Origin of the sequence: Aquimarina penaris (genome assembly GCF_040786285.1) — a bacterium.
Classification (GTDB): domain Bacteria; phylum Bacteroidota; class Bacteroidia; order Flavobacteriales; family Flavobacteriaceae; genus Aquimarina.
Genome location: NZ_JBFMKQ010000001.1, coordinates 617589 through 637635, shown reverse-complemented (window position 1 = coordinate 637635; position 20047 = coordinate 617589). Strand labels below are relative to the sequence as shown.

Annotated in this window: 18 protein-coding genes; 10 read left to right on the top strand and 8 right to left on the bottom strand. The window is 34.2% G+C overall.

What is annotated here, in order from left to right; all coding sequences use genetic code 11:
- Nucleotides 1-6: 6 nt before the first annotated feature.
- From ABW637_RS02550 to recA, 4 genes are all read right to left on the bottom strand, one after another.
- On the bottom strand, nt 7-1626 hold the full coding sequence (locus ABW637_RS02550) for an outer membrane beta-barrel protein (RefSeq protein WP_367583060.1): 1620 nt from the start codon (nt 1624-1626) through the stop codon (nt 7-9).
- On the bottom strand, nt 1623-2177 hold the full coding sequence (locus tag ABW637_RS02545) for an RNA polymerase sigma factor (RefSeq protein ID WP_367583059.1): 555 nt from the start codon (nt 2175-2177) through the stop codon (nt 1623-1625). Before ABW637_RS02545 ends, ABW637_RS02550 begins: the two co-directional genes overlap by 4 nt.
- A gap of 32 nt (nt 2178-2209) precedes the next feature.
- On the bottom strand, nt 2210-2626 hold the full coding sequence (locus tag ABW637_RS02540; protein WP_367583058.1) for a hypothetical protein: 417 nt from the start codon (nt 2624-2626) through the stop codon (nt 2210-2212).
- A 197-nt stretch (nt 2627-2823) separates the two neighbouring features.
- Nucleotides 2824-3831 carry a recombinase RecA gene (gene recA / locus ABW637_RS02535; RefSeq protein ID WP_367584447.1) on the bottom strand — a complete coding sequence of 336 codons (1008 nt, stop codon included), beginning with the start codon at nt 3829-3831 and terminating at the stop codon, nt 2824-2826.
- 954 nt (nt 3832-4785) lie between these two features.
- On the opposite strand from recA, the gene trhO reads away from it, so the two are divergent.
- The 7 genes from trhO (at nt 4786) to ABW637_RS02500 (ending at nt 12230) form a co-directional block, all read left to right on the top strand.
- A complete protein-coding gene (trhO, locus tag ABW637_RS02530) occupies nt 4786-5817 on the top strand; it encodes an oxygen-dependent tRNA uridine(34) hydroxylase TrhO (protein WP_367583057.1) in 1032 nt (343 codons plus the stop codon).
- Nucleotides 5818-5968: 151 nt separating this feature from the next.
- On the top strand, nt 5969-7246 hold the full coding sequence (locus tag ABW637_RS02525) for a PSP1 domain-containing protein (RefSeq protein ID WP_367583056.1): 1278 nt from the start codon (nt 5969-5971) through the stop codon (nt 7244-7246).
- A complete protein-coding gene (locus tag ABW637_RS02520) occupies nt 7233-7724 on the top strand; it encodes a gliding motility lipoprotein GldH (RefSeq protein WP_508093848.1) in 492 nt (163 codons plus the stop codon). Before ABW637_RS02525 ends, ABW637_RS02520 begins: the two co-directional genes overlap by 14 nt.
- Before the next feature lie 3 nt (nt 7725-7727).
- The gene (locus ABW637_RS02515; RefSeq protein WP_367583054.1) at nt 7728-10061 is read left to right on the top strand and encodes a penicillin-binding protein 1A; all 2334 of its coding nucleotides are present in this window, start codon (nt 7728-7730) and stop codon (nt 10059-10061) included.
- A 103-nt stretch (nt 10062-10164) separates the two neighbouring features.
- Nucleotides 10165-10866: a CoA transferase subunit A gene (locus tag ABW637_RS02510; protein WP_367583053.1), complete on the top strand. Its 702-nt coding sequence runs from the start codon at nt 10165-10167 to the stop codon at nt 10864-10866.
- 41 nt (nt 10867-10907) lie between these two features.
- Nucleotides 10908-11549: a peroxiredoxin gene (locus tag ABW637_RS02505; protein ID WP_367583052.1), complete on the top strand. Its 642-nt coding sequence runs from the start codon at nt 10908-10910 to the stop codon at nt 11547-11549.
- A 24-nt stretch (nt 11550-11573) separates the two neighbouring features.
- Nucleotides 11574-12230, top strand: coding sequence for a CoA transferase subunit B (locus ABW637_RS02500; RefSeq protein WP_367583051.1), 657 nt, complete (start codon nt 11574-11576; stop codon nt 12228-12230).
- Nucleotides 12231-12799: 569 nt separating this feature from the next.
- Here ABW637_RS02500 and ABW637_RS02495 read toward each other — a convergent pair.
- The gene (locus ABW637_RS02495; RefSeq protein ID WP_367583050.1) at nt 12800-14491 is read right to left on the bottom strand and encodes an ABC transporter ATP-binding protein; all 1692 of its coding nucleotides are present in this window, start codon (nt 14489-14491) and stop codon (nt 12800-12802) included.
- Nucleotides 14492-14638: 147 nt separating this feature from the next.
- Between ABW637_RS02495 and ABW637_RS02490 the strand changes: the two genes are divergently transcribed.
- The 3 genes from ABW637_RS02490 to ABW637_RS02480 all read left to right on the top strand — a co-directional run bounded on the left by ABW637_RS02490 (nt 14639) and on the right by ABW637_RS02480 (nt 18579).
- Nucleotides 14639-16063, top strand: coding sequence for a sensor histidine kinase (locus ABW637_RS02490; protein ID WP_367583049.1), 1425 nt, complete (start codon nt 14639-14641; stop codon nt 16061-16063).
- Between the two features lie 38 nt (nt 16064-16101).
- Nucleotides 16102-16881, top strand: a complete 780-nt coding sequence (locus ABW637_RS02485) for an enoyl-CoA hydratase/isomerase family protein (RefSeq protein WP_367583048.1) — start codon at nt 16102-16104, stop codon at nt 16879-16881.
- A 108-nt stretch (nt 16882-16989) separates the two neighbouring features.
- On the top strand, nt 16990-18579 hold the full coding sequence (locus tag ABW637_RS02480; RefSeq protein ID WP_367583047.1) for a hypothetical protein: 1590 nt from the start codon (nt 16990-16992) through the stop codon (nt 18577-18579).
- Nucleotides 18580-18665: 86 nt separating this feature from the next.
- On the opposite strand, the gene ABW637_RS02475 is transcribed toward ABW637_RS02480, so the two are convergent.
- The 3 genes from ABW637_RS02475 to ABW637_RS02465 form a co-directional block, all read right to left on the bottom strand.
- Nucleotides 18666-18860 carry a tautomerase family protein gene (locus ABW637_RS02475; RefSeq protein WP_367583046.1) on the bottom strand — a complete coding sequence of 65 codons (195 nt, stop codon included), beginning with the start codon at nt 18858-18860 and terminating at the stop codon, nt 18666-18668.
- Between the two features lie 26 nt (nt 18861-18886).
- Nucleotides 18887-19303, bottom strand: a complete 417-nt coding sequence (locus ABW637_RS02470) for a DoxX family protein (RefSeq protein ID WP_367583045.1) — start codon at nt 19301-19303, stop codon at nt 18887-18889.
- Nucleotides 19304-19440: 137 nt separating this feature from the next.
- Nucleotides 19441-20004 carry a Crp/Fnr family transcriptional regulator gene (locus tag ABW637_RS02465; protein ID WP_367583044.1) on the bottom strand — a complete coding sequence of 188 codons (564 nt, stop codon included), beginning with the start codon at nt 20002-20004 and terminating at the stop codon, nt 19441-19443.
- Nucleotides 20005-20047: the final 43 nt, after the last annotated feature.

Genomic DNA, 20047 nt, shown 5'->3' with positions numbered 1-20047 from the left:
AACACTTTAAAAACTAATGCTCACCCCTGTGTATACGCCAAAGTAATAAGGTCTAAAATTTTCTGCATTACCATTAAAGGCATTAAATTGATACTTAAAAATAGGTTCGAGATTAAACTGAAAGTGATCCGATAATTTATAATCTACCCCAAGCCCGATATTACCACTAAAACTAACTTCGTTTAGGTTATTCGCTTGTCCCACCGAGGTTTCAAAATCACCTGCTTCTATAGAAATCTCATTATTTTGCAGGAATAGTGTACTTATACCTCCAATCATGTTTACGCCAAGTTTTTTATTCACTAAAGCATATTTCATTTCCATAGGAACTTCGATATACCCAATACTCTGATTTAGTAACCCAATGTTCTGTGTTTGATTTGGAGCACGCCTAATATCTGATGAAGTAAGATCATCTTGGTTCCCAACATCTGAAACCAAAATAGCTTCTGCATTAGGACTATAGTTTATACTTTGTAGGTTTTGACCATTAGTAGAGGCAGTAAAACTTACATCCTCTGTATTATAGCTAAGATCCACTTTGCTTACTCCGGATCGAATACTTAGTTTTTCGTTTATAGCATACGCAATTTGTACGCCATAACTTAAATTAACTTGCCCGTCTTTAGCATTGTCTGAAAATTGAGGGTCAATAGACGAACCATCTCCAATAACATTATAATATACAGGAGCTACGTTGGGAGAGATATTCCATTTTTTGGTAATTGTCGTAGTTTCTTCTTCTACAATGGCTTCTTCTTTTTGATCTATAGCATCAAAGATGGATTTTTTATTGTCTTTTTCTGCAATCTCAATATCTTCTGTGGTATTGTTTTCTTGTTTTTCAGAAACAGAATCCTCAGGATTGTATTCTGCAATACTTTGTGCATTGGGATTACTTTCCTGATGTTCTGGAGCTATAAAATGAGAGTCCAGTTTCTTAGGTTTCGAACCCTTGTTTGAGATATTAGCTACTTCCGTATTTTCTGTACTTCTATCCTTAGAAGTGGTCTCTTCTTTATCTTTTGTTAAAGTATTGTTTGGTGTATTGTTTTTTATTGGGGTATTTTCTGCAATTTGGCCTTCATTAGATGAATGCATATTGGTGGTCAAATCTTCACCTTGTATAGTTGATTTAGAGGGCGATAGTTGTTTTTTAGGAGCAGTAACAATTGCATTGTCGTTTTGCACAGATGGGTTGAAATGATTGCCTTGGACAGCCTCGCTATTTAGATCCCTATTTTGTGATGTTTCCGTTGAGACCGGAGTATTAATTTTATCTTCTTCTGTGGCGACCAAAATTTCTTTAGAGGTATTGTCGTTTGTCTCAAAAGTTTTATCAGGGGTAGTTTCAGCTTCAATGATAGTTTTGGTATTATTAACATCATTTACAATCGTTTCTTCTGCAGTGCTATATTCATTAAATGATACATACCCTATACTAAGTATAAGTATAATTGATGCGGCTACACCTGCAGCCCTATACCAGAAAGGCAATATAACCATTCGCTTGCGACCTTTTTCTTGTCGAGCTTTGATTTTTTCCCAAACAGCATCATTGGGAGTAACTTCAAAGTTCTTGAATTTCTCTTGAAATAGTCGGTCTATATTTTTTTTATCATTCATCTTTGTCCTTCTATTGATCGAACATAGCGCTCTTCGTGATTGATTTCAATTTTTTCTTTTAAAATATATCGTGCTCTAGCCAGATTAGATTTTGATGTTCCGATAGATATTTCTAGCATTTTTGCAATCTCTTTATGAGAATAGCCGTCTAATACATAAAGTGTAAAGACTAACCGATATCGATCTGGTAGTTGTTGTATAATCTTAAGAAGATAATCCAGCGAAATTTCTTCTTCGTCAACGTCAACTTCAACCTCTTCAATCTGTTCTTCATTTACAATATCAAAAACTTTTTGCTTTCTATATTTCTGCAATGCAGTATTTATAGTCACGCGTTTTATCCATCCTTCAAAAGAGCCCTTATTTTTGTATGTATTTATTTTATCAAAAATTGTCATAAAGGCATCTTGCAAAGTATCTTCTGCACTGGGGTAATCGCTAGAATATTTTAAACAGATAGAAAACAATTTACTGCTATATAATCTATACAGTTGCTCCTGCGCCTTACCGTTTTTTTTCTTACACTTATGTATGAGTTGATCCAACCCCACTAATAACTTTTTTTGATTTGTATACCCTATAATTATTCTACTACTGGTACTTCTATGGTTAAAAATTGATTATCTCCATTTTCATTTTTTCCTTGCCAGAATCTAAAAACATAAGAATCTTCTTGTCCAACAAGAAAATCAAAAGATACATCAATAAGATCTACCCTTTCTAAATTTCTGCAATTTTCTTGGTCGACGATAACATTAACTACGGCCACGGTACGTTCATTACCTAATCTATTATAATCAAATCCGGCAAAAGAGTGACAATCTGAAGGTCTAAAGTAAGAAACTGTAATTTTAAAGGTTTCCCCTCTATTAAATGCCTCAGGAAGCACAACTTCTTCAATGGATACTAAGTCATAAAAGAAATTCGTATTATCATCTCCAGAACACCCCATAAGGGCAGTTACAAGAAAAAAAGCTAATATTTTTTTTATGATTCTCATATTTGGGGTTTTGAGAAATAACATAATTAACCTAATACTTAGATGATTGAAGATAGATAAGGTTGCTTAGAAGGTAAAAAAAAATCCCGAAGGTTCGGGATTTTAAGACTTTTATTAAGAAAATTTTATTAATGAAACTCTGTTTTGAAAAGTTGCGTAGCAATGAATTCAAAAATTGAGTATCCAGGGACGGACTTTTATTCTTTTATAATTTTTATAGCTTCTTTGATTTTTCCTTCAAGTTCTTCCATAAGCTCAGGATTGTCATTTAGCAGAGCTTTGACAGAATCTCGCCCTTGACCCAATTTAGTGTCCTGATAGCTAAACCATGAACCACTTTTCTTAATAATTTCGTAATCTACGCCAATATCAATGATTTCTCCGTTTTTAGAAATACCTTCTCCATACATAATATCAAATTCGGCGGTTCTAAAGGGTGGTGCGACTTTGTTTTTTACGACCTTAACACGAGTTTTATTTCCTTGTACTTCGCTATTGCTATCTTTTATCTGTGTAGAACGACGAATATCTAAACGTACAGAAGCATAAAACTTTAATGCATTACCACCGGTAGTAGTTTCTGGGTTTCCGAACATCACTCCAATCTTCTCACGAAGTTGATTAATAAAAATCACAGTACAGTTGGTCTTGCTAATTGAGCTGGTTAATTTTCGAAGTGCTTGTGACATTAATCTTGCATGAAGACCCATTTTAGAATCTCCCATTTCTCCTTCGATCTCACTTTTTGGTGTTAATGCAGCAACAGAGTCAATTACAATGATATCGATAGCACCAGAACGGATTAAGTTATCAGCAATTTCTAAGGCTTGCTCCCCATGATCAGGCTGAGAAATAATTAAATCATCAATATCTACACCTAGTTTTTCTGCATAGAAACGATCAAAAGCATGTTCTGCATCTATAAAAGCAGCAATACCTCCTGCTTTTTGAGCTTGCGCGATAGCATGCAAGGTAAGTGTAGTTTTACCAGAAGATTCTGGTCCGTATATCTCAACAACTCTACCTCTCGGGTATCCTCCAACTCCTAATGCTAAATCCAGGCCAAGTGATCCCGTTGAGATAACATCTACTTCCTGAACGGCACTGTCGCTCATCTTCATTACGGTACCTTTTCCGTAGGTTTTATCTAGTTTATCTAAGGTAAGTTTTAATGCTTTTAATTTTGCGTCTTTCTCTGTACTCATTTGTTGTTCAAATATATCGGGATTTGACATTGATAATTAACTTTTTGCTAAAGTACTATTTCTTTTTGTAGTTGCGATATGGATTCTAAAATGGTTATTAACAACACTTCAAGCTGGTACTATACCATGTTATAAGGGTTGGTAAAGCTGTAAACTTATATTGGTTTTTCAATATCAAAATGATGTTCTCAAAACTCAATACGCAACCCTTTTGCTTTTTTAGTATCTACATAGAAAGCAAACTTGAACAAATTTTAGGAAAAGAGAGTGAACTATGAAATTTCTTAAAAGAGTCATAAAACACAATCTTGATGGCTGTACAACTACTGCAATTAGTAATTGTATGGTCGAAGGAGGCTAGCTTCGTTATTCTATTTTTTTAATACATTAAATTAATAAATAACGAATTGGCCAAAAAATGCCTTGAATGTAAATTCAGGGCATTTTTTATGATGTTTAAGTCTAAAACACAAATGGTAATAGACACTGATTTTATACTAAATAATGATGCTAAATATTCTGCATTTAACATGTTTTTGTTAAAATTTGTGTATTTCATCGATTTTATTTGCATTTTATCTAAATAATTTTGTACATTAGTACTGTTATTAAAAGACAAGGATCTTCAATTAACTTTGTGATTTGACAATTATGACGATAATAAGAAAAGCACTTCGTTTTTAGAATATCTGGGATTAAATTAGATGTGAGGACATTAGTTACAGACCCAAATCTACCAACTAAAGAGAGTGTCGAATTTACCCCCCGAAATGATAGCCCCAAAGTATTAACTAAAGACCTAAGAAAAAGAAGAAGAGCGTTTCAAAAGTTTTGAAACGCTCTTCTTCTTTTTTATGTACTGCTTTTAAGAAATAAAGAAGGTATTTGCATATCACCGCACGATTTGTATTTTTGCAAAAAACTATTTCTTTTAACTTATAACATTAGTATAGCATGCAACTGTACAATAAATTAAGTGCAAAGGAGAGAGCAGCACTTATCGATGAGGCGGGTACAGATCGCCTTACGCTATCTTTCTATCAATATGCACATATCGGAAATACCGAAATTTTTAGAAACCACCTTTTTATCCATTGGGATGAATTAGATGTTCTGGGTCGAATTTATGTAGCCAAAGAAGGAATTAATGGTCAATTATCAGTACCAGCCCCTAATTTTGAAGCTTTTAAAAAGCATTTGGATAGCATCTCCTTTTTAGAAAATATACGTCTCAATATTGCCCGAGAACAGGATGCCAAATCCTTTTTAAAACTAAAGGTTAAAATCCGAAATAAAATCGTCGCAGATGGTTTAGATGATGGTGTTTTTGATGTAACCGATAAAGGGGTTCATGTAGATGCACAAAAATTTAATGAGCTTATAGAAGATCCAGATACGGTATTGGTCGATATGCGTAACCATTATGAGAGCGAAATAGGACATTTTAAAGGCGCGGTTACTCCCGATGTGGATACGTTTAGAGATTCTCTGGATATTATTGAAGAAGACCTAAAAGATCATAAAGAAGACAAAAAGCTTGTGATGTATTGTACAGGAGGAATCCGTTGTGAGAAAGCCAGTGCATATTATAAACACAAGGGTTTTAAAAATGTATTTCAGTTAGAAGGCGGTATCATCGAATATGCAAGGCAAGTTGAAGATCAAGGTTTAGAGAATAAATTTTTAGGCAAGAATTTTGTTTTTGATCACAGACGATCAGAACGAATCTCAGAGGATGTGATTGCTAATTGCCACCAATGTGGAAATCCTTGTGATAACCATGTAAATTGCGAGAATGAAGCTTGTCATCTTTTGTTTATACAATGTGAAGAGTGTGCAACAAAAATGGAAAATTGTTGTTCTACAGAGTGTATGGAAATAAATCGATTGCCCTACGAAGAACAAAAAGAGCTAAGAAAAGGCAAAGGAAATAGTAATAAAATCTTTAAAAAAGGGCGTTCTGAAGTGCTGAAATACAAGCAGTAAAAGTAAAATGCCTAAGATGCTATGGCAGATAATTTTTTTCATAGTATCTTTAACGATTAAGATAGTTAGAGACATCATTTGTTTCTAACTTTAGTAAGAACCGTATTTGTTGTGATTGCGATCGCAGACAAATTTCAATATATAAGAAAATATGGGCTGTAGTAGTTGTTCCTCCGGAAAAGACGGACAACCAAAAGGATGCAAGAATAATGGTACCTGTGGTACAGATGGTTGTAATAAGTTAACAGTTTTTGATTGGTTATCAAATATGTCACTCCCTGGTGGCGCTGTTCCTTTTTCGTGTGTTGAAATACGATTTAAAAACGGAAGAAAAAACTTCTTCAAAAATACCGAAAATCTTTCATTAAGTATTGGCGATATTGTTGCTACAGAGGCTTCTCCCGGTCATGATGTGGGAATTGTATCTCTTACCGGTGAATTGGTTAGGATCCAAATGAAAAAGAAAAAGGTAGAGGTAGATAGTGAAGAAGTAAAAAAAATCTACCGAAAAGCCTCTCAAAAAGATATCGACATCTGGCAAAAATCAAGAGATCGAGAAGAAGCTATGAAAGTTCGGGCAAGAGAGATTGCAATTCGATTAGAGCTTCAAATGAAAATTTCTGATATCGAATTTCAAGGGGATGGATCAAAAGCTACGTTCTATTACACTGCAGAAGAGCGTGTAGATTTTAGACAATTAATAAAAGAATTCGCACATGAGTTTAGTACTCGTATCGAAATGCGACAAGTTGGTTTTAGGCAAGAAGCTGCTAGATTAGGAGGTATCGGTTCTTGTGGGCGTGAGTTATGCTGCTCTACATGGCTTACCGATTTTAGATCTGTAAATACAAGTGCAGCCAGATATCAGCAATTATCATTAAATCCTCAAAAACTAGCGGGTCAATGCGGCAAATTAAAGTGCTGTCTTAATTATGAATTAGATGCATATATAGATGCACTTAATGATTTTCCGAAGACAGAAACAAAACTTCAAACCGAAAAAGGAACCGCAGTATGTCAGAAAATTGATATTTTCAAAGGCCTACTTTGGTATGCTTATGAGGGAGAATGGATGAATTGGCATAAAATTTCGGCAGAAGACGCAAATGAAATCATTGCGGCTAATAATAATAACGAAAAGATTGCGAGTTTAGAAGAATTTGCTTCAGAATTATTAGAAGATACTAAAACAGATTTTGAGAACGTTGTAGGACAAGATAGCCTTACGCGATTTGACCAACCTAAGCGGAGTAAAAGGAGAAAAAATCGTAACAGAAGAAAGAACACAAATAAAAGGTCTACAGAAAAACAAACTACAGTTTCAAACAAACCAAAAGCAGGAAATTCTGAAAACAAAAACAGAAATAAGCCCAATAATCAACGCAATAAAAAACGTCGATCTTCAAACAGAAATAATGATAAAGCTTAGGTTCTTTATAGTAGTTTTTATGAGTGTTATTCTGGTTTCTTGTGACGAAACCCAAGTTTTTGACGAATATCAAACCGTTTCAGATACATGGGAAATAGATGAAAAAATAAGGTTCACATTACCTAAACTGGATAGTACCCAAACGTATAATTTATTTATTAATATTCGCAATAATAACACGTATAGATACAGTAATTTATTTTTAATCAGTGAAATGAAATTTCCGAATGGAAAAGTAATTGCAGATACCTTAGAGTATCAAATGGCTTTGCCTAATGGAGAATGGCTAGGCACCGGATTTTCTGATCTTAAAGAAAATAAATTATGGTATAAAGAAAATGTGAAATTTGCAGAAGACGGAGAATATAGTATTACTTTAGAACACGCAATGAGAAAGAATGGAGAAGTAGATGGAGTGTATTCTTTAGAAGGAATTACAGATGTTGGATTTAGAATAGAATCTACGCAAAACCCTTAAAAAATGGCAAAGGCAAAACCCAAATCGACAAAAAAAAGAACAAAAACCTCAGGAATTAATACCATAAAGTTTATAAAAGGCTTTTGGATTGCATTTGCATCAGGTGTTTTTCTAATTGTTTTATTATTTCTTTTCGCTAGCTGGGGCTTTTATGGTGAAATGCCCAAGTTTGAAGAATTAGAAAACCCACAAAATGATCTTGCTACTCAGGTGATTTCATCTGATGGTGTGCAGATAGGAACTTTTTTCAATGAAAATCGTACTCCAGTGAGTTACGAAGACTTACCGCAACATTTAGTCGATGCATTAGTCGCAACCGAAGATGCAAGGTATTATGACCATTCGGGTATTGATGCCAGAGGAACGATAAGAGCATTTATTTTTCTAGGAAGTAAGGGGGGAGCCAGTACTATATCTCAACAGTTATCAAAACAATTATTTACCGGAGGGTCTAAAAATATTTGGGAACGTTTTGAACAAAAATTAAAGGAATGGGTGATTGCAACTCGATTAGAAAGACAATACACTAAAAATGAAATCATAACCATGTACCTTAATAAGTACGATTTCTTAAACCAAGCTATTGGGATAAGCTCTGCATCTAGAATTTATTTTGGTAAAAGCCCTAAAGACCTTAAAAAAGAAGAAGCAGCCGTTTTGGTCGGAATGCTTAAAAACTCATCGCTTTTTAATCCATTGCGCAGACCAGAAATGGTAAAAACCAGGAGAGATGTAGTTCTTAATCAGATGGAGAAGTATGGCTATCTTAATGAAAAAGAACGTGATAGTTTAAAGCAATTACCGCTAAAATTAGATTATTCTCCCGAAGGGCATAAAGATGGTACCGCAACCTATTTTAGAGAATATGTAAGAAGTTGGATGTCTAATTGGGTAAAAAACAATCCAAAAGGTGAAAATGAAGAAGGCGAAACCGAATATTTTGATATCTATAGAGATGGTTTACGAATTAACGTAACCATAGATTCGCGAAATCAAAAATATGCAGAAGAGGCGGTGCAAGAGCATATGACCAACCTTCAAAAAGAATTTGATAAACAAGAAAAAACGAACAAAACCAGTCCTTTTAGAGATTTAACTAAAGATGAGGTACAGAGAATACTCAACAGAAGTATTAAAACCTCTGCAAGAAGGAAAAAAATGCTTGCTCAAGGTAAGAGTGAGAAAGAAATCAGAAAATCTTTTGATGAGAAGACCGAGATGAGCATTTTTAGCTGGAAAGGGGAGATTGATACTATTATGACTCCAAAAGATTCGATTTTATACTATAAGAAGTTTTTACGTTCCGGATTAATGTCTATGGAGCCTCAAACCGGTCATGTTAAAGCCTGGGTGGGAGGGGTTAATTATAAGCACTTTCAGTACGATCATGTATATCAAGGAGCAAGGCAAGTGGGGTCAACATTTAAACCTTTTGTATATGCCACTGCAATCGACCAATTAAAGCTTTCACCATGTGATACCCTACCAAAATCACAAATCACAATTTCTGTAGGTTCTCATGGGGTCATAGATAAGGATTGGACACCCAAAAATAGTGATGCAGAGTATACGGGATATATGAGCCTTAAAGAAGCCTTAGCAAAATCGGTAAATACAATTTCTGCTCGTTTAATGGATAGAATAGGACCAGAACCCATAGTGCGTCTTGCAAAGAAAACCGGTATTGCATCAGATATCTTACCCGTAGCGTCTATCGCTCTCGGTTCGGTAGATTTAAAACTATCAGAAATGGTTGGAGCCTATAGTACTTTTGCGAACCAGGGTATCTATACCAAACCGGTTATGATTACAAGTATCGAAGATAAAAACGGCACGGTTTTATACCAATTTGTGCCAGAAACACGTGATGTGATTAGTAAAGAAGCAGCTTTTGTAACGGTTAATTTAATGGAAGGTGTTACTCAATCTGGATCAGGACTTAGGTTACGTACAGGGCCAAGGGATCGATATGATTTTAAAAATGTAATCACAGGGTATCCTTACCAATTTGATAACCCTATTGCCGGAAAAACGGGAACCACACAAAACCAAAGTGATGGTTGGTTTATGGGTATGGTTCCAAATCTTTGTACAGGAGTTTGGGTAGGAGGTGATGATCGATCAACACACTTTTCTACTACGATGTATGGTCAGGGGGCAACTATGGCATTACCAGTCTGGGCATTGTATATGAAAAAATGTTATGCAGATAAAACATTAAAAATTTCTAAAGAAGCTTTCAAAAAACCAGAGGGATTAACGATAGAGGTGGATTGCGAAGCATTTAAAAAGAGCAATGCGAAAGATGAAAATATTGAAGATGAATTTTCAATATAAAGACCGCTTTTCTCTTCTATTAAATTAATTATAAAACTCGCTTATTTCAAACGATGTAATACTATTTTTTTAGTACTTTTAGTCTGCTAAAAATTAGAATATTATGATTCGTAAAACGGTACCCAATGTTACCGAGGCATTACAAGGGGTTAAAGATAATATGACCCTTATGTTAGGAGGATTTGGCCTATGTGGTATTCCCGAAAATGCAATTGCAGAACTTGTAAAACTTAATATACATGGTCTTACCTGTATATCCAATAATGCCGGAGTTGATGACTTCGGATTGGGACTATTACTTCAGCAAAAACAAATCAAAAAAATGGTTTCTTCGTATGTAGGAGAAAATGATGAATTTGAACGTCAGATGCTTAGCGGGGAACTGGATGTTGAGTTAATACCACAAGGTACTTTAGCCGAAAGATGCAAAGCCGCTCAAGGCGGATTCCCTGCATTTTATACCCCGGCTGGCTTTGGAACCGAAGTAGCAGAAGGAAAAGAAACAAGGGAGTTTAATGGTAAAATGTATGTATTAGAACATGCATTTAAGGCGGATTTCGCTTTTGTAAAGGCATGGAAAGGCGATGAAGCCGGAAACCTAATTTTTAAGGGAACCGCAAGAAATTTTAACCCATGTATGAGTGGTGCCGCAAAAATCACGGTGGCCGAAGTAGAAGAACTTGTTCCTGCAGGAACACTTGATCCTGATCATATTCATATACCAGGGATATTTGTACAACGAATTTTTCAAGGAGAACGCTACGAAAAAAGGATCGAGCAACGCACTGTGCGTAAGCGAGAGTAATTTCGAAAAATACTTTAAAAATCTAAAAACATACACAAATTATGGCAGCATTACGATTAGGCGATGAAGCACCAAACTTTAGCGCTCAAACAACCGAAGGAGAAATTGATTTTCATACCTGGTTAGGGGATAGTTGGGGGGTGTTATTTTCGCATCCTGCAGATTACACTCCCGTGTGTACAACAGAATTGGGAACTGTAGCAAAATACACAGATGAGTTTAACAAGCGAAAGGTTAAAGTGGCTGCATTAAGTGTAGATGGCCTAGAATCTCATCATGGTTGGATTAAAGATATTAATGAAACACAAAACACAACAGTTAATTTTCCTATCATAGCCGATGAGGATAGAAAAGTTTCAGAATTGTATGATATGATTCACCCTAAGGCAGATAGCCAGCTAACGGTACGATCTGTTTTTGTTATAGGACCAGATAAAAAAATTAAACTTACCATTACGTATCCTGCTTCTACTGGAAGAAATTTTGATGAGCTATTACGTGTTATAGACTCACTGCAACTAACAGCGTATCATAAGGTAGCTACTCCTGCCAATTGGAATCAAGGAGAAGATTGTGTTATTGTACCCTCGGTTACTAATGAAGAAATTTCTGCATTATTTCCTAAAGGTCATCAGGAAATCAAACCTTACTTAAGAATGACTCCACAACCCAATTTGAATTAAGGTTAATTATTTATTAGATTTTTTATGTTAGACAAAAACGGAATTGCAAGACGTATTGCAAAAGAATTAAAAGATGGATATTTTGTTAACCTGGGGATTGGGATACCAACCCTGGTGGCTAATTATATTCCTAAAGGGATTGAAGTCGAATTTCAGAGTGAAAATGGTGTTTTAGGCATGGGGCCATTTCCTTTTGAAGGAGAAGAGGATGCAGATATCATTAATGCAGGAAAGCAAACCATAACCACAATGCCTGGTGCTTCTTTTTTCGATTCGGCAACAAGTTTTAATATGATACGAGGGCAACATGTAGATCTTACTATTCTAGGTGCCATGGAAGTTTCAGAAAATGGAGATATCGCCAACTGGAAAATACCAGGAAAAATGGTAAAAGGAATGGGTGGAGCGATGGATCTTGTGGCCAGTGCAGAAAATATTATTGTAGCGATGATGCATACTAATAAAGCAGGGGCGTCTAAGTTGCTTAAAAAATGTTCATTACCACTAACGGGTGTACATTGTGTAAAAAGAGTGGTTACAAATTTGGCATTACTTGAAATTACAGAGGATGGGTTTAAACTTTTAGAAAGAGCTCCGGGAGTATCTGTTGAAGATATTAAAAAAGCAACAGAAGGAAGCCTTATTATAGAGGGAGATATTCCTGAAATGAAGCTTGATTAATAGGTTACTAATTCTATCAATACTATGACGAATAATATTTTAAGTCCAACGAATACTATTTCTAAAAAAATTACGTTAACTTTAAACAAGCCTAATAAACTCACTTTTGAAAGAAAAATACTACACTTTCAATGAGTTTTCTATTGCCTTAAACCTTTACTTTAACCCCTAAAAACAAGCTTCTCCGATATAAATGTTAAAATTTTGAGTATTTTGTCGATTTATTACGTATTTAAACGTTGTTATTGAAAATATTTTGCATATTAGCAATCCTAATAAAAACAATACCCCTATATAATTGTTTTTTGAAGGCTTAAAAAAATAAATTATTAACCCACACTTATTGTCCCTATTATGAAAAAGCGTATGAATCGTCTACAGAAATCAGTTAAACCAACAATGGAATTGATTTCTAACTGCATGTATTTAGCGAAAAAAGTATTTTTGTTGATGTGATTTTTTGTTGTTAACGAATCGCAACCCCCCAAGTCGCGATGAATGAAACCTGTTAAGCTATAAAGATTAACAGGTTTTTTTTATGCAAAATATGTAGATTTTTCTTTTGAAAACTACTTCCCTTTGGGAATAGATTGTATTAGTTTCTTGGTATATTCTTTTTCGGGATGTTCATATATCTGATCGGCATCTCCTCGTTCTTCAATTTTCCCCTGATTCATTACTAATAATTGATCAGACATATATTTTACCACAGCAAGATCATGGGATATGAAGATATACGTAAATCCAAAACTATCTTTTAGTTCATTAAGCAAATTCAATACTTGTGCCTGCACAGAGATATCCAATGCACTCACCGATTCATCACAGACAATAAGCTTAGGTTGTAAGGCTATTGTTCTTGCAATACCAATTCGCTGCCTTTGCCCTCCACTAAATTCATGAGGATATCGATTGAAATAAGTTTCATCGAGCCCTACTCGTTTCATTAATCGAAGCACTTCCTTCTTTCTTTCGGTATCATTATTATGTAGGTTATGCACTTGCATGGGTTCTAGTATTGCCTTACCAACCGTTAATCTTGGATTTAGCGATGCAAATGGATCCTGAAAAATGAGTTGAATTTCTTTTCGAAGATTTCTTATTTCTGAAGATGATAATGTTGTTAAATCCTGGCCTTTGTATAAAATTTGACCCTTGGTTGCCTTATCAAGTTGTAGGATGGTATTCCCTAAAGTCGATTTGCCACAGCCTGATTCTCCTACGAGACCTAAGGTTTCTCCCTCATATAATTTAAAACTTACATTATCTACGGCTTTAAATTCTCTTTTACCAAAAAGTCCAACTTTAGAAAAATAAGTTTTCTCTACATTCTTAACTTCTAATAATGCAGGAGTATTATATAGGTCCTTATGGCGTAGTTGTCGTTGCTCTTTCGTAATAACCTCTCTATACTGATCTGTGCTATCGATAAAATCGGCTATCGTAGGCAATTTTTTGAATCTAACATCAGTTGTTGGTCTCGCATTAATAAGTGCTTTGGTATACTCTTTTTCGGGATGATGAAATATGGTATCGGCTGTTCCAAATTCCACCATTTTTCCTTGATACATCACCAAAACATGATCGGCAATTTCTGAAACCAATGATAGATCATGAGAAATAAACAATACACTCATCTTATATTCTTGCTGTAGACTTTTAAGAACACTTATAATTTCTTTTTGTACAGTAACATCTAATGCAGTAGTAGGTTCATCGGCAATAAGAAGTTTAGGCTTACAGGCAATGGCCATTGCAATCATAATCCGCTGTTTTTGTCCACCACTTAATTGGTGAGGATAGGATCGATATGCTCTATCGGGATCTGGGAGTTTTACTTTATTAAATAATGCAAGGACTTCAGTTTTAGCTTCAGTTTTAGATAAGGTGGTATGCTGAAGAAGAATTTCTAATACCTGCTTCCCGCATTTAGTAGAGGGATTTAATGAGCTCATCGGTTCCTGAAATATCATAGCAATCTCATTTCCACGTATAGCCCTATACTCTTTTTCTGTAATGTCTAACAAAGACCTCCCATTATAACGAATATCACCTTTGGTAATTTTCGAAATTTTATCAGGGAGCAATCCTAAAATTGCCAAAGAAGCCACAGATTTTCCACTTCCCGATTCTCCTACTACTCCCAGAATCTCATTTTTATGGATATCAAAAGATATATCATAGAGTATTTGATTTTCAATCTCTTCTGAGAAAAAAGAAACACAAAGATCTTGTACAGAAAGTAGTATAGAATTATCCATAAGGTAAAACTAGTTAAATTTAAGGAATTCAAGACCGGTGAAGATTTGTTTTTACCACTATTTTGGTGTGATATTTGTTATATTTATGCTTCAAAAAATAATATGCAGCTATTAAAACTTTCTCTTCGTACACGGATTTTTATCTCTATGACTTTATTGGTTTTATTAGCATCAATATTAATTGCTGCAGTTACCATTTATCAGTACAAAGAAGATAAAGAAGAATATCACAAGGAACGATTAGAAAGAAAAGAAGATAGAATCCAGATTGCAATTAACAATGCATTAAAAAGTACTACATATCCTGTAAATGAAGAAAATCTTACCCTAATTTTTAGAGAGCGACAAAGAATTTATCAGATTTCTGAAGAACATTCTCTTCCTATTAATATATATGGACTTTCTGGCAAGCTTTTGATTAAATCCGAAGGCGTTTTTACTAAAGATACAACAGATATTAAACTTAATCCAATTATTCTAGACACGCTATCTTCTATTTATGACAAGAAATATTTGGTAAAATCTGAAAAGAATGGAGAAAAGTTCTTGTCTTCGTATACCTATATTACTGATATTAGATCAAAACCCTTGGGGATTTTAAACCTTCCGTATTTAGAAGATGATGATTTAATCACTAGAGAATTGTTGGTGTTTCTTCAACGTTTGGGGCAAGTATATCTTTTGATGTTATTGTTAGCTATTATATTAGCCTACTTTTTATCAAAATACATCACCCGATCATTAAAAACGATTTCAGACACTATTGACCAAACTCGGTTAGATAAACGAAATAAACGTATTGCCATTGGTGATGCAAGCGAAGAGATTTATACTTTGGTTAATGCCTATAATAGTATGATCGATGAGTTAGAAGAAAGTGCTGTGATGTTAGCAAAGAGCGAAAGAGAAGCTGCCTGGAGAGAAATGGCAAAACAGGTAGCGCATGAGATTAAAAATCCATTAACACCAATGCGATTAACAGTACAAAGTTTTCAACGTAAGTTTGACCCCAGTGATTCTAATATTGAGCAAAAAGTTCAGGAATATAGTGATACATTAATTCAGCAGATCGATACAATGAGTTCTATTGCCTCTGCATTTTCGAATTTTGCGCAAATGCCAGCGCAAAAAAGCGAAACATTAGATGTGGTAAAGATTGTAGGGCTGGCATTGGATATTTTTAATGAAGATTACATCATTTTCCCTTCAGAAAAAGAGCAAATTATTGCCAAATTTGATCGAACACAGCTCATTCGTGTGGTTACCAATTTAGTGAAGAACGGAATACAAGCCATCCCAGAAAGTCGAATACCCAAAATAATCGTAGATGTGTTTTCAGAAAATGGCGAAGTGGTGATCACCGTTGCTGATAATGGGGTAGGGATAGATGAAGAAAATATGAAAAAGGTTTTCGAACCTAAGTTTACGACCAAAACCAGCGGAATGGGCCTTGGGTTAGGAATGGTAAAAAATATTGTAGAAACCTATAATGGAAGTATTACCTTTACATCGCAAGAAGGAAAAGGAACAGTTTTTAAAGTTAAATTTCCTAAAGAACAAATTAAAAATTAAGATTGCCGTTTTCACGGGAATAAAAAATAAACGATTTCATGTACACAAATATCATTACATCTCAAAAGAACGGAGTTACTACAATTACCATTAATCGTCCGTCTAAATTAAATGCATTAAATAAAGAAACAATTCAAGAACTACATGCCGCATTTAGAGTGGCAGATCTTGATGCAGATACCAAAGTAATTATTGTTACAGGGAGCGGAGAAAAAGCCTTTGTTGCAGGTGCCGATATTAGCGAGTTTGCCGATTTTTCGGTAAGCGAAGGTGGAAAACTTGCCGCCAAAGGACAAGAATTACTTTTTGACTTTGTGGCCAATCTATCTACACCGGTTATTGCAGCTGTTAATGGATTTGCTCTTGGTGGCGGATTAGAATTGGCGATGGCAGCTCATTTTAGAATAGCAAGTGATAATGCCAAAATGGGATTACCAGAAGTTTCTTTGGGTGTCATCCCGGGATATGGTGGTACACAGCGTTTACCTCAATTAGTGGGCAAGGGTAGAGCCATGGAAATGATCATGACCGCAGGAATGATCGATGCACAACAAGCATTGCAGTATGGGCTTACAAATCATGTAACCACTCAAGAAGAATTATTACCTCTGGCAGAAAAACTGGCAAGTAAAATCATGAGAAACTCTTCTGTGGCTATAGGTGCAGCGATTACATCGATAAATGCAGCATACGAGGATGGAGTAAATGGATTTAAGGTAGAAATCGAGCAGTTTGGTAATTGTTTTGGTACCGAGGATTTTAAAGAAGGAACTACTGCATTCTTAGAAAAACGTAAAGCAAACTTCCCTGGGAAATAATACTTATAGTTAATCTTTTATGAATTAGTGTATTAGTCATGTTTTGGGTAAGATTATCTGCGATTCTTAACTATGAGTAAAAGGTTTAATTAAATTTAGAGGTTACTAATGAAATATATACATATTTTATTTTGTTGTTTTTTATATCTATCAACATTTTCACAAGAAGAATTCAAAGTCAAAAAAGGAAAAACATTTTTTGAAGAAAAAAAATATACGTATCTAGAACATATCGTAGAAGATCCTCAAGGAGGGTATGTTTTGCTTAGACCTGATTATGCTAAGTTTTTAGACAATTGGAGTTTTAAGGGGTATTTTGTAGAGCATTACGACCGTGACTTAAATATGCTTAAGTTGGGGAAATATGGTAACAAAAAAACTAAAATTCTGGGAGGTTTCATTAAAGATGATAAGTTGTATGTTATCGAAGATTTATCTGACCTAAAGGCAGTTCCTAATAAAAAAATAAAAGTAGTTGTTAACGCTAGTTCTTTGAAAAAATTGGATTTTGAGGAAAAAGAAATTCTCTATATAAACCTAAGAGAGAAATATGGACATCTAATAGATTTTTTTGAAAAAGATGAGGGGCCAATCTCAAGAAAAGATTTCCTGAAATTTAAGTTTTCACAAAACAAGAAAAGTTTTGCAATGAGCTTTCATTTGAAGGTTAAAGAACTAGAATATCATAACATATATGCGTTCGATGATAATCTTGAACAGCTATATACCAATGAAATAGTTTTAAAGTCCAAAGATCATACTTTCGAGTTTGATGATATAGTTATAGACGATGAAGATCAATCTACGTATTTAGTTGGAAAAAACTATCCCAATATGGGATCGGTAACGCCCAAAGAACATAAAATGAATTTTGAAATTTATAAGTTCAATACGTCATTTAGTATATCTACTAAGGTTAGTATAGGAGAAGGAACAGTCAATCAATTGTTTCCGTTTTTTCATGAGGATAGATTGTTCTTTATTACAGCCTTTCAGGATGAGAGTGATACGTCTAAAAAAGGCTTTACCTTTTTAGAAGTAGATAAAAAGAATCTAGAGACCACAAAACAATTTTTTATTCCCATAAAACAGCAAATGTTGAATAACAATCTTAAAGGAATAGAAAAAATAAGAGTGGCGTTCAATCACGATTTGCAAAATAAAGATTTATTCAATTTTAGAGTAAAAAGTATAGATATAACCAAAAATGGTGATTTTGTATTGGTAGCCGAAGAGCACTATCAATATATACAATCATCACAGCATCATAGTGTACTTATTGATTATCATGGAGCAATATTAACGGTTAGATTTAATGAGGATGGCAATCTAAAAACAGCAACGTTAATTCATAAAAATCAGCATGATGCTGTACAAAGATCAAATTTTAATTCGATAATAAACTTTTATCATAACGATAAAATGCATTATGTATTTAATTATAAAAGAAAGAAAGAAGCAAAAAAAGGGGATAAGATAGAGTATAAGGGTTCTGGATCAGTAAAACCAAACTTGGTCATGCTAACATTAGATCAAGAAGGAAATGTTTACGACAAGGATATTGTACCTTATAGTGAACAAGGTGTGCATTATATGGTGAAAAACGGGTTTTTCAATAAAGAGGAGAACCGATTGCTTTTATTTGGCAATAACCCAAAGGGGAAAAAGAAACAATTAATGGTATTAGATTTTAATTAGCATAACTTGTTTGCTAGTTTTTGATTAGAGTTTGTACTTTTATAAACACACACCCATAATAATTACTGTTTTGTTTTTCATTTTCTTTATGTTTTTGGGCCTAAATATTGTTTTCCATTCACTCCCCAATTTTCGATTGGTATTTCTTCGATAACTACATGAGTGGTTTTTGGGTTTTTGTTAAGTATTTCAACAACTAATTGTGTGGCACCTTCAATTAATTGACTTTTTTGCTCTTGTGTCACTTGTTTATCGGTGATTTTAATATTTATGTATGGCATGATTTCTATATTTATAAATTATTAATTCAATCCCATTTTGAGTTTGTTGATACGGCATGCCTTCCTGCTCCTGTAAAGAATATGGTTATTGATCCAAATAAATAAAGGGCTTGTAATTCTATTCCCCAGCCACCAAATTGGTTAAGAGAGAAAATATCAGCACTGTGTGCAAGTAAAATCGCTATTAAAAAGTTGAAAGCTATAATCAAACTATTTAATCTAGCTCTATAGCCGATTACAATAAGCATAGGTGCAATTATTTCTCCTATAAAAACTCCATACGCCAGAACAGCTGGAACTTGGTACCCTTCGAGTACACCCTTGATAAAAATATAATTAGAGCTCATGTTGGCTATACCATGAAATAGTATTAATATTCCACTTGTACATCTAAGCAATAACAATCCTATATCATTGCTTTGTTCTTTTTTTAATGCATTCATATTTTAATTTTTAGTTTAAATTATTTATGATGCAAAGTTCATGGATTGAAGATTCGTTGAACAGGATTTATATCACAATATTAATGTGATGTAGATCAATTTTATTAGGGTGTTTACTGTTGAAAAAGTAGTAGTAACTAGGAATTTAATCGACTAAGTGTTTCTCTAGAAACACCTAAATATGCAGCAATCATTTTTTTAGGAACACGCTGAAAGAGTTTTGGATACTGTTCGAGAAGCATTTCATATTGCTCCTTGACTGAGTTTTTTAATAATGATAAAACCCTGTTTTGAAGTGCAATTCGACCAATTTTACTTTTTTTTGCCCAAAAACGCTCCATTTTATGCATTTTGGCGGTTAGTTTTTCTCGGTTTTCAAATGTGATATATAGTAATTCACTATCTTCTATACAATCAATAGAGGTTTTAGATTTGGTTTGCTTTACAAAAGATTCATAATCGGTAATCCACCAATTTTCCATTCCAAATTGGAGAATATGTTCTTTTCCGTTATCATCAATGAAATAGCTTTTTAAACAGCCTTTAATTATCCAGTATTCTTTATTAACATACTCGCCTTCCTGAACAATATATTGATGCTTACGTTTTTTAATTTGTTCGAAATGACTTAAAACAAAATCGAATTCTTCGTCTGTAAGGCTAATTATCTCTTCAATATGTTGTCGTAGAGGGTGCGTCATTCCAATTGTTGCTAACGTAGAGTATATAAATCATAGCATCCCG